Raw genomic sequence first — 23839 nt, 5'->3', positions numbered from 1 at the left:
GAGAGGGAAGGAAGCGCGCATCCATTCACCGGATGCCGGGTTGAAGAGACGTCAGTGCATCGATGCGGGGCCCTCCGGTCGAGGGGTTGAAGAAAGCGCGTGGCAGCCGGCCGTCTGCCTCGCGGACATGGCTCCGCCTGCGGCGCTGTCCGGTCCGGAAACCGGGCGCCCGAGGCGAAGAAAGGGAACAGGGGAAGCGGCGCGCGCGTCAGGCCTGGACTGGCGCCGGGCCGGGCGCGCCGGGTGTCATGGGTCGAACTTCAGGCCCTGGGCGACCAGGCTGGTGCCGTCCAGCGACAAGGTGCCGCGCACCTCGATGCGCACGCCGTTGGCCAGCGCCGATTCGGTGCCCTGGCTGAGCACGGTGTCGGCAAACGAGACCGGCGTGCCCAGCAGCGTGAAGCGCTGCGCTGCCAGGTCCAGCGCCGAGAGCTGGCCGACCAGGCTGAAGTTCTGCTTGTTGACCCGGTCGCCATCCTCGGCCACCGGCTTGACCGTGAGCGTGCTGGCCCGGACCACGCCATCGCTGGCGCTGCCTTCGACCCGCACGCGCAGGCCCGTCTGCAGCACGCTGCCAGCCGGCAGCACCTGCGCCTGGCGCAGGTCCACGCGCAAGCCGCCCACGCGCAGGCTGCTGCCGTCGAGCTGCTCGATCAGGCCTTGCAGCGCCACCGGGCCGGTGGCCGCATCGCGCTGGGCCGGCATCAGCACGCTGCGCACCCGCCAGCGGCCATGGGCATCGGGCTGGGTGTCGAACAACAGCTTGACGAAGGCGCCATCGGTCAGCCCCGCGGGCAAGGACATGCGGGTCGACAGCTGGAACGGCTGGCCGCCCATCTGCAGCGTGCGCGTGGCCAGGTCCAGCGCCTGCACGCGGCCCTGCAGGCCGTAGGACGCCGGGCTGCTGCGCGGCTCGATGCGCCGCGCCAGGTAGCGGCCGGTCGCTGCGTCATAGATCGCGTGGACCTCGACCGCGTCGCCCAGCGCAATGCCGGCCTGGCCGCCGGCGATGGCCGGGTCGAAGGCGGTGGCGCCGTCAATCAGCACCGTCTGGCCCAGCACCGTGAGCGAACGCGCCATCAGGTCGCTGGCGCTGACCGGGCCGGTCAGCGCGCTGGACACCGTGACCTGCAAGGCCTCGGCGGACGGCTCGTCGCCGCCCACCGCACTGCTGTCGATGCGCATCACCATGCCCAGCCGCAGCGTGTCCGCGCCCAGCAGGTGGCCCTGGTCGTCGGCAATGCGGGCGCTGCGCTGCTCGTAGTTCACGCCATTGACGATCAGGCCGCCCAGGCCGGTGGCCGAGCCTTCGGCGTAGCCCTGCGGGCTGGCCCCGGTTCCGCCGCCTTCCACGCCACCGCAGGCGGCCAGCAGCAGCGCTGCCAGGCTGCAGGCCAGGGCAAACGGCGTTCGCCAGCGGCGGCCGGGCCGTTCAGTCATTCGCGCCATCGGGAAGATCCTCCTCATCGCGCGCGGGCTCGGCCGTCGGTGCCGGCCTGCGCTGCGAGTACATGAACATGCCAACGCGCACCACCGCGTCAGTGGGCGCGCCGTCGGCTTCGTCGTGGTCGATCCGTCGCTGCAGTTCGGGCACCAGCTGTTGCGTCAGCTGCTGCCAATGGCTTTCGACCAAGCCGCGCACGCCCTGCGCCGAGTCCAGCGACAGCCCGTTGGCCCAGATCGCCTGCTCGAAGTGGCGCGGCTGCTCGCCGGCCACGTTGTCGACCGCGGCGGCGAGGTGGTCGCCCACATTGCCGCCCAGCAGGCCCAGCAGCCGGGCCTGGTCCCGGTCGGGCACCAGCGCGGCGCGGTTCAGGCTGACACGGTCGCTGTCCTGCTGCCAGTTCACCAGCTTCAGCCGCAGCATGTCGTCCAGCAGGCTGCGCGGATGCACGTCGCGGGTCACCAGCGCGGCCAGCGCATCGAAACTGGGCGCCTGGCCCTGGCGCGGCAGGCCGGCCTCGTCCTGCGGCAGCGCGGGGTCGGTGGACCAGCGGAAGAACAGCCGCAGGGCCATCGATGGCCGTGGCCGTGGCGCTTCCAGCGACTCGCCGACCAGCCGCGTGACCTCGCGCCGGTTGATGCCGGTGGCCGTGGCAATGCGGCTGACCAGGCGGTGCGGCAGCGCCTCCGGCTTGGCCTTCAGCGCCGCCTCGCGGGCGGCCTGCACCATCGCCAGCTTCAACAGCGCTTCCAGCGAGTCGAAGTGCAAGCCCTGCGCCACGGCCAGGCGGCCCAGCGGGGCCAGCAGCGACTGCATGGCTTCCAGCAAGGCTTTGTGTTCCGGCGACGGTGAAGGAGGGGCTGTGGAGGGGTCGGACATGGCAACAGGCCTGAAAGCGAGGCCGGCAGCATAGGCGCACGGTCGAATGCCGCAGGCGCACAGGCCATCGAACTCACAACCCGATGATAAATGTGTGAATTGCACATTTACAAGTCCCGACGCCGTTCCGACACGGCTTTTTCACAGCCATGTGCAGGTGAGCTGATGCTCATCGGCTTTGCCCATCTGGGCCATCGCCGCACAAAGTCTTGCGCAGTTGGCCAGATGCCTCAGTTCGTGCGGTCGATCAGCTCGCGCACCCGGTTTTCCAGCGCTTCGATGTCGAAAGGCTTGGTCAGCACTTCCATGCCGGGGGCCAGGTGACCGTTGCCGACCACCGCGTTCTCCGCGAAGCCGGTGATGAACAGCACCTTCAGCGCCGGCCGAAACACGCGGGCCTGGTCGGCCACCTGGCGGCCGTTCATGCCGCCGGGCAGCCCGACGTCAGTGATCAGCAGATCGATCGGCGTGTCGGACTGCAGGATGCGCAGGCCGCCCGCGCCCTCGCCTGCCTCCAGCGTCGCGTAGCCGGCCTCCTGCAGCACGCTGGCGATCAGCATGCGCACGGATGGCTCATCGTCGATCACCAGCACGGTCTCGCCGGCACCCTGTGCATGCACCTCGGCTTCGGGCTCCGGCGTCGGCGGCTCGTCGCCGGTGTGCCGCGGCAGGTACAGGCACATCGTCGTGCCCTTGCCCGGCTCGGAATAGATGCGCACCTGGCCGCCGGACTGGCGCACGAAGCCGTAGACCATGGACAAGCCCAGTCCGGTGCCCTCGCCCAGCGGCTTGGTGGTGAAAAACGGGTCGAAGGCGCGGGTCACGACCTCGGGCGCCATGCCGGTGCCGGTGTCGGTCACGCAGATCGACACGTACTGGCCAGGCGGCAGTTCGCGCTCCTTGGCGGCACGCTCGTCCAGCCACTTGTTGGCGGTCTCGATGGTCAGCCGGCCGCCATTTGGCGCCATCGCATCGCGCGCGTTGATGCACAGGTTCAGCACCGCGTTTTCGAGCTGCGAGGGATCGACCTTGATCATCCACACGCCCCCCGCGCCCACGACCTCCAACTCGACATTCGGGCCCACGCTGCGGCGCACCAGCTCTTCCATGCCGGCGATCAACCGGTTCACCTCGACGGGCCGCGGGTCCAGCGTCTGCTGTCGCGAGAAGGCCAGCAGCCGGTGCGTCAGCGCGGCGGCGCGGCGAGTCGCGCCCTGCGCGGTGTTGATGAATCGTTCCACGCCTGCGGAGCGGCCGTCTGCCAGCCGCCGGCTCAGCAGTTCCAGGCTGCCGCTGATGGCTGCCAGCAGGTTGTTGAAGTCGTGCGCGATGCCGCCGGTCAACTGGCCCACTGCCTCCATCTTCTGCGACTGCCGCAGGGCCTCGTGTGCCGCGGCGAGTTCGGCTTGCGCCTGTTTCTCGACCGTGACGTCACGACCGTAGGCGAACACCAGCTCGCCCTCGGTGGCGGTGTGCCAGGAAATACAGCGGGGCGAGCCGTCTTTGTGCAGGTAGCGGTTCTCGAAGCCGGTCAGGTTGCGCTTGCTGACCGCTGTGTCCAGTGCAGCCTGGGCCAAGACAGCGTCCCCGGGCCAGACGAACGCCAGGAAGTTGCGGCCGATGACCTCCTCCGGCCGGTAGCCCAGGATCGCCGTCCATGCGGGATTGACATCGCGGAAAACGCCATCGGCCCCGATCACCACCAGCAGGTCGCGCGAATTGCGCCACACCCGGTCGCGCTCCTCGGTGCGCGCCACCACCTGTTGCTCCAGCGAGGCGGCCAATTGCCGCAGGTCTTCCTCAGCCCGCCGCCGCTCCACCGCGCTGCGCGTGCGCTCGGCCACCTCGCGAATCAACGCCAGCTCCTCCTCGGCCCACTCGCGAGGCTGTGCATGGTTGAGGTACAGCAGCGCCACCAGCCCGCCCTGCTCGGTCACCGGCATGTTGACCAGCGCGTGCGCGCTGATCGCCTTCAGCGCGCCGGCGGTGGCAGCGGTTCGCGGGTCCAGATCGGCGTTGCTGACCACCGCGGTACGGCCGGCCTTCAGGTCCTCGATGTAGGAGCCATAGTCGCGGAAATGCAGCAGGCCGGCCAAGCTCTGGATGCCAGGTGCATTCCAGTCGCGCTCGATTCTGATCGTCTCGTCAGCCTTGTTGACCGTTCCGTAGCCCGCGCGGCTCACGCCCAGCGCGCGGCCCAGGATTTCGGCGGCGGCGAAGGACAGGTCCGAAGGATCGTCCAGCTCGCGAAAACGTTCGGCCAGCGCCACCAGCACGTTCTGCCGCACGTCGCCGCTGCGCAGCGCCCGCACCGCCTGAAGTCGAGCGGTGATTTCGGTGCAGACGCCAAACAGGCCGGCCACCTGCGTGGTTTCGTCGCGGGCGGGTGTGTAGGAAAAATCGAAGCTTGCCTGCCGGATCGCGCCATCGCGGTTCAGGCCGACGGCGAAGCCGTCCATCAGCACCGCTTCCCCGCCAAACACCTGGTCGAACAGCGGCCCCAGTTCAGACCATGCCTCCTGCCAGACCTGCTCGCTTGGCTGGCCCAGCGCAGCCGGATGCTTGCGACCCAGGATGGGCGCAAAGGCGTCGTTGTACAGCCAGGTGCGCGCCGGCCCCCAGGCCAGGAACATCGGTTGGCGAGCCGCCAGCAGCAGCCCGAGCAGCGTCTTCAGCGACTGAGGCCAGCCGGCCACCGGACCCAGCGGCGTGGCGGCCCAGTCGAAGCTGCGCAGCAAGGTGGCCATCTCGCCAGCTTCGGGCAGGAAGTCAAAGGCCGGCGCTTGTGCGCCCGAATCCAACTGGCCAGCCAATGGCGTCTCCCAGGGCTGCGCTTGCCGCAGCGTGCAGATGTGAATGGGCCTGCGGCGCTGGCAGCGCTGCCAGCGCGCGGAATGCAGGCAGGACCATACCGCAGCCGGTGGCGCGCCGTCGTCAGACGGCACCGCGTTTTGAGCCGCGCCGCGGCAGGCAACGCAAACGTCTGCCGCCCGGCAAAAGACTGATAATCCATCCAGTTACTGCCCCCATGCCAAGCGCTCCCGCCCCGCCACGCCGGCTCATCGCCCATCTCGACATGGACGCGTTCTACGCCTCCTGCGAGCTGCTGCGTTACCCGGAACTGCGCGGCGAGCCGGTGGTGATCGGCGGCGGCCGGCGCCACCAGCCCGAGCTGCAGCCCGACGGCACGCGACGCTACGCCAGGCTGGCCGACTACGCCGGCCGTGGTGTCGTCACCACCGCCACCTACGCCGCCCGGGCCTTTGGCGTGCACTCGGCGATGGGCTTGATGAAAGCCGCCGCGTTAGCGCCACAGGCCGTTTTGCTGCCGACCGATTTCGATCTCTACAAGCGCTGCTCGCGCGCCTTCAAGGCTGCCGTGGCCGAACTGGCGCCTGTGATCGAGGACCGCGGCATCGACGAGATCTACATCGACCTGACCGACGTGCCCGGCGCGCAGGACACCATCGGCCACGACCCGTTGGGGGGCGCCCGAGCGCTGGCCCGCGAGATCAAGAACAACGTGCAGCGTGCCACCGGCCTGACCTGCTCCATCGGCGTGACGCCGAACAAGCTGCTGTCCAAGCTGGCCTCGGAGCTGGACAAGCCCGACGGCCTGACGGTGCTGACGCTGGACGACATTCCCACCCGCATCTGGCCGCTGGCGGTGCGCAAGCTCAACGGCATCGGCCCCAAGGCCGGCGCCAAGCTGCTGGGCCTGGGGCTGGAGACGCTGGGCCAGCTGGCGCAATGCGAGCCCGAGTGGTTGATCGAGCGCTTCGGCCAAAGCTACGGCGCCTGGCTGCACCGCGCCGCCTGGGGCCGCGACGAGCGCCCGCTGGTGACAGACAGCGAACCTGTCTCGATGAGCCGCGAGACCACCTTCGACCGCGACCTGCACGCGGTGCGCGACCGCAGCCAGCTCTCGGCCATCTTCACCGAGCTGTGCCAGCGCGTGGCCGAGGACCTGCAGCGCAAGGGCTATGTCGGCCGCACCGTGGGCATCAAGCTGCGCTTCGACGACTTCAAGATCGTCACCCGCGACCTGACGCTGCCGGCCAACACCGCCGATTTCGCGAGCATCCGCCAGGCCGCAGGCCAGTGCCTGAAGCGCGTGGACCTGCGCCGCCGGCTGAGGCTGCTGGGCGTGCGCGTGGGCAACCTGCACCGCGCGGATCTGCCCGAGCTGCCGTCGCGCCGCAGTGCGCGCGCACCGGCCCGCCCTGGCCGGCCAGCCCTGAAACCCGAGGCCGCCACCGTGCTGGCCGCCCGCGAGCCGGGGCTGTTCGACGACCTGCCGGACGAGACGATGCCTTGAGGTGCCTCAATCCCGGCGCGGCGGCCGGGTCGGCAGATGCCAAAGCCACAGCGCCACCAACGCGCAGGTGATGCCAGGCGTCCAGCGCCAGACCGGCGACGGAATCGTCCACCAGGCCCACAGCGAACTGCCACTCATCATCACCGTGGCCAGCAGCTTGGCCCGCAACGGCACCGCGCGGGTGGCCCGCCAGTCCCGCACGATGGGGCCCAGGTACCGATGCGTCACCAGCCAGTGCTCCCAGCGCTCGCTGCCCTTGGAAAAACACCAGGCGGCCAGCAGCACAAGCGGCGTGGTCGGCAGCAGCGGCAGGAAGATGCCGATCACGCCCAGCAACAGCGACGCCGCGCCCGCGAGCAGCCACAGCGGCTTCAGCCAGGCCAGGCGGCGCGTGGACATGGGCGATGGCGTGGGGACAGGCGGGACAGCGGGCGGCGGCATCGCGGCATTGTCGCGCTGGCCGCTGCCGGTCAGCGCCTTTGCGCCAACGCAAAGCCAGCCAGCAGGCCGCTGCCCACAATCGGACGACCCTTTGCATTGCCCTCAGGCCGCCCACCATGCCCTTGCTCGACTGGTCCCCCATGCTGCAGCTGGACCACCCCGAAATGGATGCCACCCACCAGGACTTCATCGACCTGCTGGGCCAGACGGAACGCGCGCTGACGGCCAATGACAAGCCGGCCGCACTGGCCCACTGGCGCGGGCTGGTGCTGCACACGGTCGGCCACTTCGGCCAGGAGGACCGCTGGATGCTGGCCACTGGCTTCTCGCCCGACAACTGCCACAGCCGCCAGCACGCCCAGGTGCTGACGGTGCTCGAAGAAGTGGGTCGGCTGGCGACCGACCTGGGCGACTTCCGGCCGATGAGCGACTGCCTGCCCGGGCTGGCGCAGTGGTTTGCCGGCCATGTGCAAAGCATGGACGCCGCACTCGCCGCACACCTGCGCGCGCTCGGCTTCGACCCCGCCACCGGCGGCATGGTGCGCCCGCCCGCACCCGACGATGCGCTGGTCACAGGCTGCGGCGGCAGCCAGTGCACGCCAGCGCCACAAACCGTGGCCGCCTGAGCCGCTGATCTAAAGTGCTGCGCATGGTTGCGCCGCACGAAGCCTCGCCCGCACTGCTTTCAACGGAGGCGGGCGTGCGCCTGCCCTCGCTGGACGCCCTGCGCGCATTTGACGCGGCCGCGCGCCTGGGCACCTTCGAGCGCGCCGCCGAGACCCTGCACATCACGGCCGGCGCTGTCGGCAAGCGCATTGCATCGCTGGAGGAACTGCTGGGCGTGGCGCTGTTCCAGCGCGGCGGCAAGGCACTGCTGCTCAGCGCCGCAGGGCGCGAATACCTGGGCTCGGTGCGCAGCGCGCTGGAACTGCTGGCCGCCGTGCCGTTGCACCAGCGCGCGGCCCAGCAGCGACCGCGGCTGCGGCTGTGCGCGCCGCCCACCTTCGCGCGCCAGGTCCTGGTGCCCGCGCTGCCCGGCTTTGCCGCCGAGCAGCCGGGCGTGGAGCTGGAGATCGTGCTGTCGGCCCCGTTCATCGACCCCGGCGGCAGCGACGCCGAACTCGACGTGCGCCACGCCGCCGCCACGGCTGACGACCCCGCGGTGCTGATGCACGACGTGCTGCTGCCGCTGGCCAGCCCTGCGCTGCTGGCCGAGGCCGGGCCGCTGGCCGAGCCGGCCGACATGGCCCGGCTGCCGCTGCTGCGCACGCCGATCGAACCCTGGGCGACCTGGTTCGAAGCCGTGGGCCTGGGCTGGCCGGAACCGGACCGGGGCCCGCGCCTGGTCGACCTCGGCCTGACGCTGGAGGCTGCGCTGCAAGGCCAGGGCGTGGTGCTGGCGCGGCCCAGCCTGGCGCGCGAGGCGCTGCGCAGCGGCAGGCTGCTGCCGGTGCTGGGCCTGGGCCGCACGCCATGGGTGGCGGCGCGCTGGGCCTACCAGCTGCAGTCGCCACTGCCGGCCGAAGGCTTGGCGGCGAGTGGCGCAAGCTGGCTGCGGCGGGCCTGCGCGCAGGCGGCCACCGAAGGCTTGGCGCTGATTTCCGGTCCGGCCTGAAATCTTTTCCGGTCCAACCCGCATGGTGATGCGAGGCCCCGCGGCTAGCATCGCCCGGCAGGAGACCGCATGACCACCACCGCATGACCACCATCACCAACATCGAAGACCTCAGGGTCCTGGCCCGCCGCCGCGTGCCCCGCATGTTCTACGACTACGCCGACTCCGGCTCGTGGACCGAAGGCACCTACCGCGCCAACGAGGCCGACTTCCAGAAGATCAAGCTGCGCCAGCGCGTGGCCGTCGACATGGACAACCGCAGCACCGCGGTGAAGATGATCGGCATCGACGCGGCCATGCCGGTGGCCATCGCGCCGACCGGGCTGACCGGCATGCAGCATGCCGACGGCGAGATCCTGGGCGCGCTGGCCGCCAAGCGCTTTGGCATCCCGTTCACGCTGTCCACGATGAGCATCTGCTCGATCGAGGACATTGCCGCGGCCACGCAGGCGCCGTTCTGGTTCCAGCTCTACGTGATGAAGGACCGCGGCTTCATCGAGCGCCTCATCGACCGGGCCAAGGCCGCGAACTGCTCGGCGCTGGTGCTGACGCTGGACCTGCAGATCCTCGGCCAGCGCCACAAGGACCTGAAGAACGGCCTCACCGCACCGCCCCGGCTGACGATCCCGAACCTGATCAACCTGGCCACCAAGCCGCGCTGGTGCTGGCACATGGCGCAGACCCGGCGGCGCCAGTTCGGCAACATCGTCGGCCACGTCAGCGGGGTCGAGAACATGGGGTCGCTGTCGGAATGGACCGCCAAGCAGTTCGACCCGAAGCTGAACTGGGGCGACGTCGAGTGGATCAAGAAGCGCTGGGGCGGCAAGCTGATCCTCAAGGGCATCATGGACGTGGAAGATGCCCGCCTGGCGGCCGACTCCGGCGCCGATGCGCTGATCGTCAGCAACCATGGCGGCCGACAGCTGGACGGCGCGCAGTCGTCCATCGAGGCGCTGCCGGCCATCGTGGCCGCGGTCGGCCCGCGCATCGAAGTCTGGATGGACGGTGGCATCCGCTCCGGCCAGGACGTGCTGAAGGCCTGGGCGCTGGGCGCGCGCGGCACGATGATCGGCCGCGCCTTCCTCTACGGCCTGGGTGCGATGGGCGAAGCCGGTGTGACGCGTTCGCTGGAGATCATCCAGCGCGAGCTGGAACTGACGATGGCCTTTTGCGGCCACACGCGGCTGCAGAACGTCGGAAAAGACATTCTTCTGCCTGGCACTTTCCCGGTTTGAACCGGCTTGCAGCGCTTCAGCCGGGCCTGCGGCAGCCGATAAGCCGTGTGGGTGCATCCCGGCCGCGCAGTGCGGCCGGCTGCCACCCGCCTGCCCATGCCCTTGCCGTCTCTGCCAATCTGCACCGCTGCGCCCCGCCCCTCGCTTTGCCGCCCGAGCGCACCGGTGGCCGCATTGCTGCGTCGGCTGCTGATGCTGCTGTGCCTGCTGGCCGGCCTGGCTGCGCTGCAGCCCGCATGGGCCCAGGAAACCCTGGCGCTGGACTACCTGGCCGAGCCCGGTTCGCCCGGGGCGCAGCCGCTGAGCCTGGCCGCCGTGCGCGGCTTGCCTGAATCGGCTTGGCGACAGGCGCCGGCCGGTGGTGCCAGCCTGGGCTATTCAGACAAAAGCTACTGGTTCCGCGCCCGCGTGCTGCAGCGCGAGCGCACCGCAAGCCAGCACCTGTTGGAGATTGCCTACCCGGTGCTGGACCACATCGAGCTGCACCTGCAGGTCACCCCGGCCGGCCAGCCGCCTTCCTGGCGCAGCGACCTGGTGCTGGGCGACAAGCAGGCCTTCGAGCGGCGGCCGGTGCAGCACGCCAATTTCGTCGTGCCGGTGGACATTCCGCCCGGTGCCGAGCTGGAGGTGCTGGCCCGCGTGACGACCAGCAGCGCGGTGCAATTCCCGCTGCTGTTGTGGACACCCGAAACCTTCCACCCGCATGCAGAAGACACCAACCTGCTGCTGGGCGGCTACCTCGGGCTGATGTTCGGCCTGCTGGCCTACAACCTGATGCTCTGGGCCACGGTGCGCGAGCGCAGCTACCTGCTCTACGGCCTATGGGTGATCTCGATAGCTGGCTGCATCACCTCGCTGAAAGGCCTGAGCTTCCAGTACCTCTGGCCGCATGCCACGCAGTGGAACGACACTGCCATCGTCGTGCTGCTGGCGCTGACCGGCGCCTCAGGCTCAGCCTTCGCGGCCGATTTCATCCGCGTGGCGAACGGGCCGCGCTGGCGCCGCTGGGCCATCCACTGCACCACCGCCGCCTCGCTGCTGGTGGCCGCGGCCGCGCTGGTGCTGCCCTACAGCGTGGCGATCCGCACGGCGATCTCCAGCTCGGTGGTCGCCATCTTCATCCTCACGGTGCTGGCGCTGCTGCGGGCCCGCGAAGGCTACGCGCCGGCCCGCATCTTCCTGCTGGCCTTTGGCTCGGTGCTGCTGGGCGGCGTGCTGCTGGCGCTGGACAAGTTCGGCCTGGTGGCACGCAGCGTGTTCACCGAAAACGCACTGCAACTGGGCAGCGCGATGGAAGTCCTGATGATTTCGCTGGGCCTGGCGAGCCGGCTCAACGAAGAGCGCGAGTTGCGCGTGAAGGCCCAGGTCGACGCGCTGATGACCCAGCAAGAGGCCCGCGAGCTGCTGGAAGCCCGGGTCAACGAGCGCACCCATGCGCTGGAGCTGGCCAACCGCCGGCTGGCCGAGCTGAGCATGACCGACGGGCTGACCGCCATCCCGAACCGCCGCTTCCTGGACCAGGCGCTGGAGCACCTGATCGGCGAGGCCATCGGCAGCAAACGCTCGCTGTCGCTGGCGCTGATCGATGTCGACCATTTCAAGCAGTTCAACGACACCCATGGCCACCTCGCCGGCGACCAGTGCCTGCAGGTCGTGGCACTGGAACTGCAGCGCCAGGCGCACCGCACCGAGGACCTGGTGGCGCGCTTTGGCGGCGAGGAGTTCTGCGTCGTGATGCCGCACGCCGGACCGGACGGCGCGCTGACCGTGGCTGAGCGCATGCGCCAGGCGGTGCAGGCGCTGGCGGTGCCGACCTCGGTTGGCGCGGTCGGCATCACCGTCAGCATTGGCGTGTGCAGCCTGGTGCCGCGCCAGCCGGAAGACCTGGCGCTGCTGCTGAAGGCGACCGACGAGGCGCTCTACCGCGCCAAGCGCAACGGCCGCAACCAGGTGGTGATGCAACTGGGCGGCGAAGCGGCGATGCCTGCCACGCAGGCCAACCCCGCGCTGAATGCGGGCTGAAGCGTCCAGCTCACCTCAGTTCAGGTCACGGCCGGAAGCGTCGGCGTCAGGCAGGGCCGGCTCGGCCTGATGCCGCTCTGCCGCGTGCCGACGCGCCAGCGCCACGCTGGCCAGCACCAGCATCTGCACCTGCACGCTGTCGATGGGCAGGCCCAACCGGCAGCGCAGGCTGCGCGAGCCGCGGCCACTGCCGTCCAGCGGCGCCATGCCTGGCGGCAGCTGGCTGCCGTTGAAGAGTTGCAAATTCACATGGCCCTTGAACGGGACGATGGCCATCAGCAGCGTGTCATCCACGCCAAAGACCAGGTTGCCCCATTTGACGGTTTCGGTGGCCTCGGGCACGGCCTGTCGCACGGCGGCCTGCAACTGCTCGGCCAGCCCGCGTTGCGGCTCGGTCAGGAAGTCGAACCAGGCGGCCACCAAGGCTTTGGGGCGGGCTGCAGTTCTCATCGGAACGGCCCCTTGCATCAGGCACGCCCCTCGACGGGGCGCATCGTCCGTCGGCCGCCGGCCGGTTGGGGCGCAGCGGAACTGCGGCCATTGTGGGCACTTTGCCCGGGCTTGGCTAGGACGACAACCTCACCGCCGACAGTGGTGAAGCCGCCGCGCCAGCGTCAGAGCCTGCCCTCTTCCCGGCGGTGGTAGGCCTGGAACAGCGCCAGCGCGACGCGCCGCAGCGGGTCGAAGGCGCTGGTGTGGGCATTGGCAATGCGCTCGAAGGCGTACTGCCGGTCGTAGCACATGCGGGCGACATGCACCGTCTGCCCCTCGATCGCCATCAGCGACTTGAAGCGCAGCAGCGTGCCCATGCCCACGTCGGCCACCACCGGACGCGAGAGCTCGGCATCGTCGAGTTGCCCGGCCTCGGGTGCGACCATGGCCGCGACCGGCACCGCAGCAAGGCCCAGGCCGGACAACAGCCGCGTCACCGCGGGCGAAGCCGGCGGGTTCTGGACGGGGGGAGTGGTGTGTTGCGACGACATGGCGGCCTCCTGGTTGCTGGCCGCGCGGACGAAAGTCCGGCGCGATGACCGCATGGTGCGCGACAGCCCACCGGCAGGAAGCGGCAAAAACAGGGGCGAAAGCGCCGCTGTTTTTGCCGCTGTTTGATTCAGGCGGGCGGCGCGCCGTGCACCACCGGGCCGGTCTGGCGGATGAACTCGTCCAGCTTGCCGCACCATGCGGCCGAAGGCTGCTCCAGTTCGTCCAGGCTCAGCACCTGCACGCCTGCATCGGCCAGCATCTTGTTCGCGGCCTGGATGGACGCGGCCTGGTGGGCCTTCTGCTCCAGGAACACCACCCGCCGGATGCCGACCTGGATGATGGACTGGGCGCAACGCGGGCACGGAAACTGGGTCGCGTAGATGGTGCTGCCGGTCAGCGGCAGCACCACGCAGTTCAGGATCGCGTTGACCTCGGCATGCACGATGTAGCTGTGCCGCGAGCGCAGCGGGTCCTCGTCGACGTCGCTCCAGTAGGTCTCGTCGTTGTCGTCGCAGCCGCGCGGCAGGCCGTTGTAGCCCACGCCCATGATCTTGTTGTCCGGGCTGGCAATGCAGGCCCCGTTGCGCTTTCGGCTGTCCTTGGAGCGCGCCGCCGCAAGCAGCGCCACGCCCATGAACATGGAATGCCAGGGGATCAGCGGGGTGTTTTGCATGCGTGTGACGGCCGTGGACAAGGCAATCGCCGCAGTGTAGCGAGCGAGGGCCCTTGCGTCAGAGCTTGTATTCCAGCGTCAGCGCGCCGTTGCGCGGTGCGCCGTAGATCGCGCCGTAGGCCAGGCCGCCGATGTACTTCTTGTCGAACAGGTTGTTGATGTTCAGGCGAAGCGTGGCGTCCTTGTTCACCTCGTAGGCGGCGAACATGTTGGCCACCATGTAGGCGGGCTGCTCGGCGCTGCCGATCTTGCTGACGTCCGACTGCCAACGGCCGCCCAGGCCCAAGCGCAGCGCCGGCAGGAAAGGCATGCGGCTGTCGACGCGGAAATTGAGCGTGTTGCGCGGCACCCATTCGTAGATGCCGTGGCCGTCCGGGCCGGTCAGCGTCAGGTGGGTGTAGCCCAGCGTGAGCTTGGCGTCCTTGTTGATGCGCCCGGTGACTTCGGTCTCGAAGCCTTTGGACTTCACGTCCTTGGCCTCGTAGTAGTACTGCTGGTTGGCGTCGATGCCGGCGTAGGTCGCCAGGCCTTGTTCCTTTGAAGTGAAGACGGCGAAGGTGGTCAGCAGGCGCTTGTCCAGCCATTCCGCCTTCACGCCCGCCTCGGCATTCGTGCCCTTCACCGGCGCCAGCAGGTCGCCCTTCACGTCGGCCTGTTCCTGGGGCAGGAAGATGTCCGAGTACGACACGTAGCCGAGCACGTTCGGCGTGAAGTCGTAGGTGAAGCCCAGGTAGGGGCTGAGCTTCTTGGTGGTTGGGTCCAGCAACTGGCCGCCGCTGCCGTAGCGGGATTCGCCGGCGCGCCAATGGCGCACGGCATTCACGCCGACGATGGTCTTGAGCGAATCGGTCAACGCGAGGCGCGAAGCGGCGTAGACGCGGGTCAATGTCTGCTCGCCACTGGTGCTGGGTTCGCGCGCGCCCCACTCGGGTTCCGGATAGGCATCGCCGCCATACGGGAAAGCGGGCAGCGGCAGGAAGTTGTTGCTCATCGCCGCGTAGATGTCGGTGGCGGTGGTTTCCTTGGAGTTGCTCATGCCAAGCAGCAGGCTGTGGCTGCGGCCGAAGGCGGAGAACTGGCCGCTGAGGTTAGCATCCAGCACCCGGCTGTCGGTGTGGCTGATGCTGTGGTACGGCCAGCCGATCAGGCCAGTGTCGTCCGGGTTCAGCACGCCCGTGTTCGAGTAGGCATAGAGCAGCTTCGTGGCTTCGTCGCCATGGCGCCGGTTGATGGTGAACTTGGCTTCCCAGTCGGGCGACAAGCGATGCGCGTACTCGGCGAAGGTGGTCACCGACTTGGTGTTCCAGTAGGTCCAGTCCTGCGAGGTCGACGAACCGACCGGGAAGTCGGCCTGGGTGCCGTCCGAGCGCAGCAGCGTCAGCGAGCCCCACATCGGCGAGTCTTGCTTCGCATTGACGCCCGTCACGCCCATTGTCAACACGCCGTTGTCGCCAATCTGGCCGTCGATCACGCCATAGACAGTGGTGCGCTTGTCGTGCAGGTCGCGCAGGTAGGAGTCCTTGTCCTCGTGTGCGACGACCACGCGCGCGGCCCACGAGCCGTCTTCGGTCAGGACCTTGTTGTAGTCCAGGCCCATGCGCTTGAGGCCGTAGGAGCCGCCGGTCACGGTGACTTCGCCACCGTCCTGGTTGGTTGGGCGCTTGCGGATGTAGTTGATCGTGCCGGAGGCATTGCCCACGCCGGTCAGCAGGCCATTGGCGCCGCGGATCAGCTCGATGCGCTCGAACAGGAAGGTGTCTTCGCGGCCGACCACGGTGCCCCAGGAATTCGTCATGCCCAGGCCGTCGACCTGGGTCAGCTGGATCTCGAAGCCGCGCGCATTGAAGGTCGCGCGGTTGGTCTCGTACTGCTCGACGTTGATGCCGGTGGCCAGGGCCAGCGCTTCGTTGCTGCCGGTCAGGCCGAAGTCGGCCATCTCGTCCTTGTCGATGGTGCTGATGGTCTGCGGGGTGTCCTTCACCTCCATCGGCAGGCCGGTCGCGCCCTTGGAAACGCGGTTGGCGCGCTTGCCCTTCACCACCACGGTTTGCTGCTGCGCGACTTCCTGCGCGGGGGCGGCAGCGTCCTGCGCGCGGGCATCGCCCAGCGCCAGGCAGGCCGCGATGGCACAGGTTGTCATCAGGAATTTTTGCTTCATCTGCATCTCCAACATCAACCCGGCAGTTTACAAGCTAATACGAATCGTTCTCAGTTAGATACCTGAATCCGCCGATGCTGTCGGTTTTGCGAAACAGCAGGTTCGGCGCAGCCCGGGTTTCCTCGGAGCGCCAGGTGCCAAAAACCTCGCTGGCCAAAGGCATCATCGCCAGGCCCTCGGCCGCGCGCCGAGGCATCTCCCCCAGCCAGAGGAAGCCGCCACCCATGCCTGCCGTCGCGCCGCCCGCCCCCTCCCCGATGACGACCGCGAGCGCCGACCCCCCGCGGGTGCTGGTGATGGGCACTGGCAGCGTGGGCGGCTTTGTCGGCGGCTCGCTGCAGGCCGTAGGCGTGCCGGTGCAGTTCGTGGCGCGGCCACGCATGGCGCAGGCGCTGCGTGAACACGGCCTGGTGCTGACCGACCTGCAGGGCCAGCGGCTGACGCTGCCGGCTGCCGAGCTGCAGATCCTGGACACGCTGCCCGCCAACGACCCGCCACCCGAACTGGTGCTGCTGGCGGTGAAAAGTGGTGCCACCGCCCAGGCCGCTGCCGAACTCGCCGCGGCACTGCCACCCGGCACGCCGGTGCTGTCGCTGCAGAACGGCATTGGCAACGCGGCGCTGGGCGCGCAGCTGGCGCCCGGCCTGTGCTGGTTGCCGGGCATGGTGCCGTACAACATTGCCGAGCTTGGCCCGGGCCGGCTGCACCGCGGCACCGGCGGCAAGCTGGCCGCGCAGGACCACCCGGTGCTGCGGCGCCTGCAGCCGGCCTGCGAGCGCGCAGGCCTGGGGTTGAAGCTGCATGCCGACCTGGCGCCGGTGCAGTGGGGCAAGCTGCTGCTGAACCTGAACAACCCGGTCAACGCGATGTCCGGCCTGCCGCTGCGCGCCGAGTTGCTGGACGTGGGCTACCGCCGGTTGTTCGCCGCGCTGCAGCTCGAAGCGTTGAAGGTGCTGCGTGCCGCCGGCATCCGGCCCGCGCAAGTCGCCAGCCTGCCGCCGGACCGGCTGCCGCGGGTGATGCAGCTGCCGAACTGGATCTTCACGCGGCTGGCCGGGCGCATGCTGAACATCGACGAAAAAGCCCGCTCCAGCATGGCCGACGACCTGGCACTGGGCCGCAGCACCGAGATCGACGCGCTCTGCGGCGAGGTCTGCCGCCTGGCCGCGAAACACCGAGTGGCTGCGCCGCTGAACGCGCGCATGCTGGCCCTGGTCGAAGCCTGGCCGCAGCGCCGCAAGCCCTGGCCGGCGGGCGAGCTGCGGCGTGCGGTGGCCGGCAGCGGCTGACCAGGCAGGCCCAAACCGCCGCATGAACGGCCAAATGTCGCAGCCCGCGGGCTCACCCCATTGGCCGCCGAGCCGCCTCAGGGCTACGATGTTTGCGCAGTACCCATTTTCAGGAGGCCGCCCGCCATGCCCTCGCCATTTCGCCCCGCCACCGAACTGCTGGTGCAGTACGCCCGCTACCACCGCGACCCACGCAACATCACCACCCACTTCATCGGCATTCCGATGATCGTGTTCGCCATTGGCGTGCTGGCGGCAAGGCCGGCCTGGACTGACCTGGACACGCCGCTGGGTACCTTGGTGTTGAGCCCCGCCCTGCTGCTGTGGCTGGCGTCCACGCTGTGGTACCTGACCCGCGGCCAGTTCGCGCTGGGACTGACGACCAGCCTGCTCAACGGGCTGCTGATCGCACTGGCCGCCCCGCTGGCAGCCGGCAGCACCGGTCACTGGCTGGGCTGGGGCGTGGGCACCTTCGTCGTCGGCTGGGTGTTCCAGTTTGTCGGCCACTACTACGAAGGCCGCAAGCCGGCGTTTGCCGACGACCTGGTCGGCTTGCTGGTCGGCCCGGAATTCGTCGTTGCAGAGGCGCTGTTTTCCATCGGCCTGCTGGGCCAGCTCAAGCACACCATCGAGGAAAAGGCCGGCCCCACACGCCTGCGCGATCTGGCTGCTCCCACGCTGGGCTAGAGCCCGCGCTTACCAGGTGCTGAATGGCCGGCTGGACAGCTGGCTGTTGAAGTAGCGCGCATCGTCGCTGACCTCCTTGCCCAGCCAGTGCGGCCGTGTGAACAGCTGGTCCTCCGACTGCAGCTCCAGCTCCGCGACGACCAGGCCCGCATTCGCGCCGTGGAATTCGTCGACCTCCCACAGCAACCCGCCCACCATCACCCGGTGGCGGTGCTTCTCAACCAGCGGCCCATCGCACAGCGCCAGCAGCGCCTGGGCGTCCGCCAGCGGCAGCGGGTATTCGAACTCGGCGCGGCTCAAGCCTTCGCTGCGACCCTTGATGGTCAAGAAGGCCTGGTCACCCGCGATGCGCACGCGCACCGTGCGTGCGGGGTCCCGATTCAGGTACCCCTGGCTCAGGTGCAGCGCGTCCGGCTGGCGCCAGCCCTTGCCCACCACCAGAAACTTGCGTTCGATCTCGATGGCCATCTGTCTTTTATCCCCTGTATGCCATTGAACCATCGCGCCCACCGCCGACGGCCTTGTCTCAGGCAGGCATCCCTCAGGCCGCCTAAAATGGTCGGTTCCGCGCTTGATTCATCGCGCCCGCCACCAGCATTTCGCGATCGACCACCATGACCCGCAAACTCTTCGTCACCACCGCCCTGCCCTACGCCAACGCGCCGTTCCACATCGGGCACATGATGGAGTACATCCAGGCCGACATCTGGGTGCGGGCCCAGCGCATGAAGGGCGCCGAGGTGCACTTCGTCTGCGCCGACGACGCCCATGGCGCGCCCATCATGATCGCCGCCGAGAAGGCCGGGCAGACGCCGCAGGCCTTCGTGGGCGCAGTAGCCGCCGGCCGGGCCAGGTACCTGGACGGGTTCCACATTGCCTTCGACAACTGGCACTCGACCGACGGCCCCGAGAACCACGCGCTGGCCCAGGCGCTGTACCTGGCGCTGCGCAAGAACGAGCTGATCGAGGTCAAGACCATCGAACAGTTCTTCGACCCGCAGAAGGCCATGTTCCTGCCGGACCGCTTCATCAAGGGCGAGTGCCCGAAGTGCGGCGCCAAGGACCAGTACGGCGACTCCTGCGAAGTCTGCGGCGCGGTCTACGCGCCCACCGAGCTGAAGAACCCGTACTCGGCGCTGTCGGGCGCGGTGCCTGTTCTGAAGACTTCGGACCACTACTTCTTCAAGCTCTCGGACCCGCGCTGCGTCGAGTTCCTGCAGGAATGGACCCACACGCCGGGCCGCTTGCAGCCCGAGGTGCTGAACAAGATCAAGGAGTGGTTCAACAAGGATGAAGAAGGCAACGGTGGCCTCGGCGACTGGGACATCAGCCGCGACGCGCCGTACTTCGGCATCGAGATCCCCGACGCGCCGGGCAAGTATTTCTATGTCTGGCTGGACGCGCCGGTCGGCTACCTGGCCTCGCTGAAGAACTACTTCGACAAGGGCGGGCCCCGAGCCAAGGGCGAGTCACGTTCATTCGACGACTTCCTCGCCGACCCCGAGGTGGAGCAGGTGCACTTCATCGGCAAGGACATCACCTACTTCCACACGCTGTTCTGGCCGGCGATGCTGCACTTCAGCGGCCGCAAGACGCCGGACAAGGTCAACGTGCATGGCTTCATCACCGTCAACGGCGGCGAGAAGATGAGCAAGAGCCGCGGCACCGGCATCAGCCCGCTGAAGTACCTGGACCTGGGCCTGCACCCGGAATGGCTGCGCTACTACATCGCCGCCAAGCTCAACAGCAAGGTCGAGGACATCGACTTCAACCCCGAAGACTTCAGCGCCCGTGTCAACTCGGACCTGGTCGGCAAGTACATCAACATTGCGTCCCGCACCGCCGGCTTCCTCAGCAAGCGCTTTGGCGGCCAGCTCTCTGGCGACCTGGGCGTGGAAGGCAATGCGCTGCTCGAGACGCTGCGCGCGCACCGCGCCGCGGTGGAAGAGCTTTACGAGGAACGCGAGTTCGGCAAGGCGCTGCGCGAGATCATGGCGCTGGCCGACAAGGTCAACGAATACGTGGACGCGCACAAGCCCTGGGAACTGGCCAAGAAGGAAGGCGCCGATCAGGCGTTGCAGGACGTCTGCAGCACCTGCATCGAAGCCTTCCGGCTGCTGACCATCTACCTCAAGCCGGTGCTGCCGGCGCTGACCAAGCAGGTCGAAGCCTTCCTGGGCGTGGCGCCGCTGCAGTTCGCCGATGCGGCCAATGCCTTGGGCGCACACAAGATCGGCGAGTACAAGCACCTGATGCAGCGCGTGGACCCGAAGCTGGTCGACGAACTACTGACGCCGCCCGCTCCACCGGCCGTGGTGCCCGGCGGCGAGGATTTGGCACCCGAGATCAAGATTGACGACTTCAGCAAGGTCGACCTGCGCATCGCCAGGATCGTCAAGGCCGAGGCTGTGGAAGGCTCCGACAAGCTGCTGCGCCTGACGCTGGACGTGGGCGAAGGGAAAACGCGCAACGTGTTCTCCGGCATCAAGAGCGCCTACAAGCCGGAAGACCTGGCAGGCAAGCTCACTGTGATGGTGGCCAACCTGGCACCGCGCAAGATGAAGTTCGGCATCAGCGAAGGCATGGTGCTGGCCGCCAGCCATGCCGACGAAAAGGCCAACCCGGGCATCTTCGTGCTGGAGCCCTTCGCTGGCGCCCAGCCCGGCATGCGCGTGCGCTGAAGCTCAAGCACGCCCCAGAACCCTCCCGGGCTGCCTGAGGCTTCTTGCGCCTTGGAAGGCAAGGACGGACAAGGACGGACGGCGCCCCAAAAAAATGGCGCCCCCTCAAACCTGAGGGAGCGCCGCTTGCGCTGGCGTGCGGCGCCGGGGTGCCGCCGACGTGCCGCCAAAGCGGCTCGTTTTACTTCAGTTCCGGCTGGGCGGCGCTGGCAATCACCTTGGCTTCCGGCTGCACCGTCCAGGTGACCGATGCTGGCGGCTGTACCAGCGCGGTGTTGGGATCGATGCTGCGGACCTTCGCCATGCGGGCCACCGCAATGGCCGGATGGTCATAGTTGCCATGGGCTGCGACTTGCTTGCCCTCTTCGGCGGCATGAGCGGCCAAGCTACCGAGCAACGTCAGGGTGACAGCGAGGATGGGGGTGCGAATCATGAGAGCTCCTTCAAAAAATCCGATGCCCAGATGCGCTTTGCTGTGCAGCACCAAGGGAAAACCATTAGCTCAATGATAAGGGTATTTACCAATCCTTGCACGGTATCCGGCTACCACCCCCTACATTCGCGCCGGCAGTTGTTCCAACTCAAACGCCGAGTCCGGCGCCCGGCGCGCGGCCTCTGTGCTTTCGCAACATGCCTGTGAACTATTCATCAGGTTTACGAAATCAGCGCAGCTTTAACAGCTTGTTTCGGGCATGCTGCGCCGCACCATTACCAAAAGATCGTGCGTGACGGCCCGTGGCGGCCGTTTTGCGCCGGATTTCCGGCGAAGGTCCCACATCGCCATGCACGACATCCTTCAGGCCGGACCGCAGACCACCGCGGCCCCCAACACCCGCACGGTCGCAGCTGCTGGCCCGCCAGGCCTCCGCCTGGCCAGCGCTTTCCAGCCCATTCTGAGCCTGCCTCATCGCCGCATCGTCGGCCATGAAGCCTTGCTGCGTGGCCAGGACGCCAGCGGCCAGGCCGTGCCGCCGGTGCAGCTGTTTGCCGCTCGCGACGCCGCCGGCCAGATGGCGCTGGACGAGGCCGCACTGGAGCTGCACCTGCGCAACTTCGCCGCCCAGCGACAGGAACCGGTGCTTGCGCCAAGCCCGCTGTGGCTGTTCGTCAACCTGAGGCCGGCCTCCTTCCTGCGCACGCTGGACAGCCAGGCCGCGCTGGCCCAGGCGCTGCGCGCCGCTGGCAACGACGCTTCGGCCAACCCGACGCCCGGCCTCGGTTCTGCCAGCCCGGTGGTGGTGGAAGTGACCGAAGAGATCGTTTCGCGCGACATGGATTTCGAGGGCTGTGCCGCCCAGGCCCGCGCGCTGGGCTGCCTGCTGGCGCTGGACGATTTCGGCGCCGGGCATTCGAACTTCGACCGCGTCTGGCGGCTGCAGCCCGAGATCGTCAAGCTGGACCGCAGCCTGGTGCAGCGCGGCGCCACCGAGCCGCGCGCCGCCCGCGTCATCGCGCAAATGGTCTCGCTGCTGCACGAATGCGGCTCGCTGGTGCTCATGGAAGGCGTGGAGACGGCCGACGAAGCCCACTTGGCGCTGGACTGCGACGCCGACCTGGTGCAAGGCTATTTCTTCGGCCGCCCGCAGGCCACCTTGCTGCAGGACCAGGATGCCTCGCCGCAGGTCGGCTCGATCTGGCGGCGCCTTGGCCAGCGCAGCGGCCACCACAACCAGGCCGACCGGCAGCGCATTGCGCCCTACAGCCTGGCGATCGCCGGTGCCGCGCAGGCGCTGGCCGCCAGCCAGCCCATGCGGCAGGCCTGCGCCGCCTTCCTGCAGTTGCCTGGCGCCCAGCTCTGCTACCTGCTGGACGAAGACGGCATCCAGCACGGCACCAGCCTGGTCGCACCGCAGCACAGCGCCACCGGCGAGCAGCGCTTCGCGCCGATGCGCGACACCGCGCAGGCCTGCTGGGCCCGCCGTCCTTACTTCCGCCGCGCGCTGGACGCACCGGGCACGGTGCAGCTGACGCGGCCCTACCTGTCGGTGCAAGGCGCGCACCTGTGTGTCACGGTCTCGATCTCGCTGCTTGTCGATGGCCGCACGCTGGTCGTCTGTGGCGACCTGGCCTGGAACCATTGACCCCAGGCCTGTAAAATCATCGGTTGATCCTGTTCCCTGCCGAAAGCCCGCCATGCCGCTGTTCTGGAAACCCTACAAATCCGAAGTCACCCAGTTCATCGAAGAGCTGAAGGCCAAGAAGCCGACGCTGGAAGCCGAACAACGGGCCGGCCGGGCGCTGCTGTGGGACCGCCCGCAAAGCCGTGACGACGCGGCCGAGTTCGATGCCGCCCATGTCGCGCAGCAACCCTACGTCTACCAGACCGGCAGCAGCCTGTAAGCGCCCGGCCTGACGCGCCCGCCGGCCGCGCCGTGAGCACCTCCCTGCCAAGCCGCGGCACCGTGCCCGCCGAGCTGCCCGCCGCCGTGGCGCCCGAGACAGAAGGCCCCCGCGTGGTCGATGGCATTGCCGTCGCGCGGCTCTACGGCGAGCCGCTGTTCGCGATGCCGACCGACCTCTACATCCCGCCGGATGCGCTGGAGGTCTTCCTGGAAGCGTTCCAGGGCCCGTTGGACCTGCTGCTCTACCTGATCCGCAAGCAGAACTTCAACATCCTCGACATCCCGATGGCGGATGTGACGCGGCAGTACCTGGCCTACGTCGACCAGATCCGCGACCGCAACCTCGAGCTGGCCGCCGAGTACCTGCTGATGGCGGCGATGCTGATCGAGATCAAGTCGCGCATGCTGCTGCCCCCGAAGCGCAGCGACGAGGGCAAGGAGGCCGAGGACCCGCGCGCCGAGCTGGTGCGCCGCCTGCTGGAGTACGAGCAGATCAAGGCCGCGGCCGCCCGGCTCGACCAGCTGCCGCAGCTCGGCCGCGACTTCCTGCGCGCGCAGGTGCACATCGAGCAGTCGCTGACGCCACGCTTCCCCGACGTCAACGTCGACGAACTGCGCGAGGCCTGGCTCGACATCCTCAAGCGCGCCCGGCTCGTGCAGCACCACAAGATCACGCGCGAGGAGCTGTCGGTGCGCGAGCACATGAGCCTCGTGCTGCGGCGCCTGCAGGGCCGCCGTTTCGTCGAATTCGAGGACCTGTTCGAGACCCAGCGCGGTCCTCAGGTGATGGTGGTGACGTTCATCGCGATGCTGGAGCTGGCGCGCGAACACCTGATCGAGCTGACGCAGGCCGAAGCCTTCGCGCCCTTGTACGTCCGGCTCGCCTACCAGCCGTCCTGAATTCCCCGGGCGCCGGGCCGGCGGCATGCTGGCAGAATCCGCCGCCCCAGCGTCGAAAGACAGCAGCCCGACCATGAGCAGCCACTCCTCGCCCGCCGACACCCCGAGTGCCCGCAAGCCCGTCACGCTGCACACGCTGCGCGAGATGCACGCGCGCGGCGAGAAGATCGC

At 68.6% G+C, this 23839-nt stretch carries 21 protein-coding genes; 11 read left to right on the top strand and 10 right to left on the bottom strand.

The features are described 5' to 3' along the window. Window positions 1-246: 246 nt before the first annotated feature. From ACAH41_RS05895 to ACAH41_RS05885, 3 genes are all read right to left on the bottom strand, one after another. The gene (locus ACAH41_RS05895) at window positions 247-1449 is read right to left on the bottom strand and encodes a DUF5666 domain-containing protein (RefSeq protein WP_325648692.1); all 1203 of its coding nucleotides are present in this window, start codon (window positions 1447-1449) and stop codon (window positions 247-249) included. Further along, entirely contained in the window at window positions 1433-2323 is an 891-nt protein-coding gene (locus ACAH41_RS05890) for a DUF6502 family protein (RefSeq protein ID WP_325648694.1), read from the bottom strand. The genes ACAH41_RS05895 and ACAH41_RS05890 overlap by 17 nt, the downstream gene beginning before the upstream one ends. 230 nt (window positions 2324-2553) lie before the next feature. Continuing rightward, on the bottom strand, window positions 2554-5136 hold the full coding sequence (locus tag ACAH41_RS05885; protein ID WP_370538215.1) for an ATP-binding protein: 2583 nt from the start codon (window positions 5134-5136) through the stop codon (window positions 2554-2556). 215 nt (window positions 5137-5351) lie between these two features. Between ACAH41_RS05885 and dinB the strand changes: the two genes are divergently transcribed. Further along, complete coding sequence (gene dinB / locus ACAH41_RS05880; protein WP_325648696.1) at window positions 5352-6641, top strand: DNA polymerase IV; 1290 nt, start codon at window positions 5352-5354, stop codon at window positions 6639-6641. 6 nt (window positions 6642-6647) lie between these two features. Here dinB and ACAH41_RS05875 read toward each other — a convergent pair whose 3' ends face one another. After that, window positions 6648-7040, bottom strand: a complete 393-nt coding sequence (locus ACAH41_RS05875; protein WP_325648697.1) for a YbaN family protein — start codon at window positions 7038-7040, stop codon at window positions 6648-6650. 158 nt (window positions 7041-7198) lie between these two features. On the opposite strand from ACAH41_RS05875, the gene ACAH41_RS05870 reads away from it, so the two are divergent. The 4 genes from ACAH41_RS05870 (at window position 7199) to ACAH41_RS05855 (ending at window position 11954) form a co-directional block, all read left to right on the top strand. After that, window positions 7199-7708 (top strand): hemerythrin domain-containing protein, encoded by a 510-nt coding sequence (locus ACAH41_RS05870; protein WP_325648699.1) that lies wholly within the window; start codon window positions 7199-7201, stop codon window positions 7706-7708. A gap of 23 nt (window positions 7709-7731) precedes the next feature. Then, complete coding sequence (locus tag ACAH41_RS05865; protein ID WP_325648701.1) at window positions 7732-8697, top strand: LysR family transcriptional regulator; 966 nt, start codon at window positions 7732-7734, stop codon at window positions 8695-8697. A gap of 83 nt (window positions 8698-8780) precedes the next feature. After that, window positions 8781-9932: an alpha-hydroxy acid oxidase gene (locus tag ACAH41_RS05860; RefSeq protein WP_325648703.1), complete on the top strand. Its 1152-nt coding sequence runs from the start codon at window positions 8781-8783 to the stop codon at window positions 9930-9932. A gap of 96 nt (window positions 9933-10028) precedes the next feature. Then, complete coding sequence (locus tag ACAH41_RS05855; RefSeq protein WP_370538214.1) at window positions 10029-11954, top strand: diguanylate cyclase; 1926 nt, start codon at window positions 10029-10031, stop codon at window positions 11952-11954. A gap of 15 nt (window positions 11955-11969) precedes the next feature. Here the strand turns inward: ACAH41_RS05855 and ACAH41_RS05850 are convergent, their stop codons facing one another. From ACAH41_RS05850 to ACAH41_RS05835, 4 genes are all read right to left on the bottom strand, one after another. Further along, window positions 11970-12404 (bottom strand): DUF1801 domain-containing protein, encoded by a 435-nt coding sequence (locus ACAH41_RS05850; RefSeq protein WP_325648706.1) that lies wholly within the window; start codon window positions 12402-12404, stop codon window positions 11970-11972. 164 nt (window positions 12405-12568) lie between these two features. Continuing rightward, window positions 12569-12937, bottom strand: coding sequence for a hypothetical protein (locus ACAH41_RS05845; RefSeq protein WP_325648708.1), 369 nt, complete (start codon window positions 12935-12937; stop codon window positions 12569-12571). 128 nt (window positions 12938-13065) lie between these two features. Further along, complete coding sequence (locus tag ACAH41_RS05840) at window positions 13066-13611, bottom strand: dCMP deaminase family protein (RefSeq protein ID WP_325648709.1); 546 nt, start codon at window positions 13609-13611, stop codon at window positions 13066-13068. Between the two features lie 58 nt (window positions 13612-13669). Beyond that, on the bottom strand, window positions 13670-15751 hold the full coding sequence (locus ACAH41_RS05835; RefSeq protein WP_370538213.1) for a TonB-dependent siderophore receptor: 2082 nt from the start codon (window positions 15749-15751) through the stop codon (window positions 13670-13672). A gap of 275 nt (window positions 15752-16026) precedes the next feature. On the opposite strand from ACAH41_RS05835, the gene ACAH41_RS05830 reads away from it, so the two are divergent. After that, complete coding sequence (locus ACAH41_RS05830) at window positions 16027-17058, top strand: 2-dehydropantoate 2-reductase (RefSeq protein WP_325648712.1); 1032 nt, start codon at window positions 16027-16029, stop codon at window positions 17056-17058. Between the two features lie 126 nt (window positions 17059-17184). After that, a complete protein-coding gene (locus tag ACAH41_RS05825; protein ID WP_325648713.1) occupies window positions 17185-17745 on the top strand; it encodes an Mpo1-like protein in 561 nt (186 codons plus the stop codon). Between the two features lie 9 nt (window positions 17746-17754). Here the strand turns inward: ACAH41_RS05825 and ACAH41_RS05820 are convergent, their stop codons facing one another. Continuing rightward, entirely contained in the window at window positions 17755-18213 is a 459-nt protein-coding gene (locus ACAH41_RS05820; protein WP_325648715.1) for a CYTH domain-containing protein, read from the bottom strand. A 146-nt stretch (window positions 18214-18359) separates the two neighbouring features. Here ACAH41_RS05820 and metG point away from each other — a divergent pair, with 146 nt between their 5' ends. Further along, a complete protein-coding gene (gene metG, locus ACAH41_RS05815; RefSeq protein ID WP_325648717.1) occupies window positions 18360-20426 on the top strand; it encodes a methionine--tRNA ligase in 2067 nt (688 codons plus the stop codon). A 181-nt stretch (window positions 20427-20607) separates the two neighbouring features. On the opposite strand, the gene ACAH41_RS05810 is transcribed toward metG, so the two are convergent. After that, window positions 20608-20913 carry a hypothetical protein gene (locus tag ACAH41_RS05810; RefSeq protein WP_370538212.1) on the bottom strand — a complete coding sequence of 102 codons (306 nt, stop codon included), beginning with the start codon at window positions 20911-20913 and terminating at the stop codon, window positions 20608-20610. A 295-nt stretch (window positions 20914-21208) separates the two neighbouring features. Here ACAH41_RS05810 and ACAH41_RS05805 point away from each other — a divergent pair, with 295 nt between their 5' ends. From ACAH41_RS05805 to ACAH41_RS05795, 3 genes are all read left to right on the top strand, one after another. Continuing rightward, window positions 21209-22507 carry an EAL domain-containing protein gene (locus tag ACAH41_RS05805; RefSeq protein WP_325648719.1) on the top strand — a complete coding sequence of 433 codons (1299 nt, stop codon included), beginning with the start codon at window positions 21209-21211 and terminating at the stop codon, window positions 22505-22507. Between the two features lie 52 nt (window positions 22508-22559). Further along, window positions 22560-22766 carry a DUF3460 family protein gene (locus ACAH41_RS05800; protein WP_141288805.1) on the top strand — a complete coding sequence of 69 codons (207 nt, stop codon included), beginning with the start codon at window positions 22560-22562 and terminating at the stop codon, window positions 22764-22766. Between the two features lie 62 nt (window positions 22767-22828). Then, window positions 22829-23668 (top strand): ScpA family protein, encoded by an 840-nt coding sequence (locus ACAH41_RS05795; RefSeq protein WP_370538227.1) that lies wholly within the window; start codon window positions 22829-22831, stop codon window positions 23666-23668. The last annotated feature ends 171 nt before the right edge of the window (window positions 23669-23839 follow it).

Origin of the sequence: Ideonella sp. (assembly GCF_041287625.1) — a bacterium.
Taxonomy (GTDB): domain Bacteria; phylum Pseudomonadota; class Gammaproteobacteria; order Burkholderiales; family Burkholderiaceae_C; genus Ideonella.
This window is presented reverse-complemented; position numbering and strand designations above follow the sequence as displayed.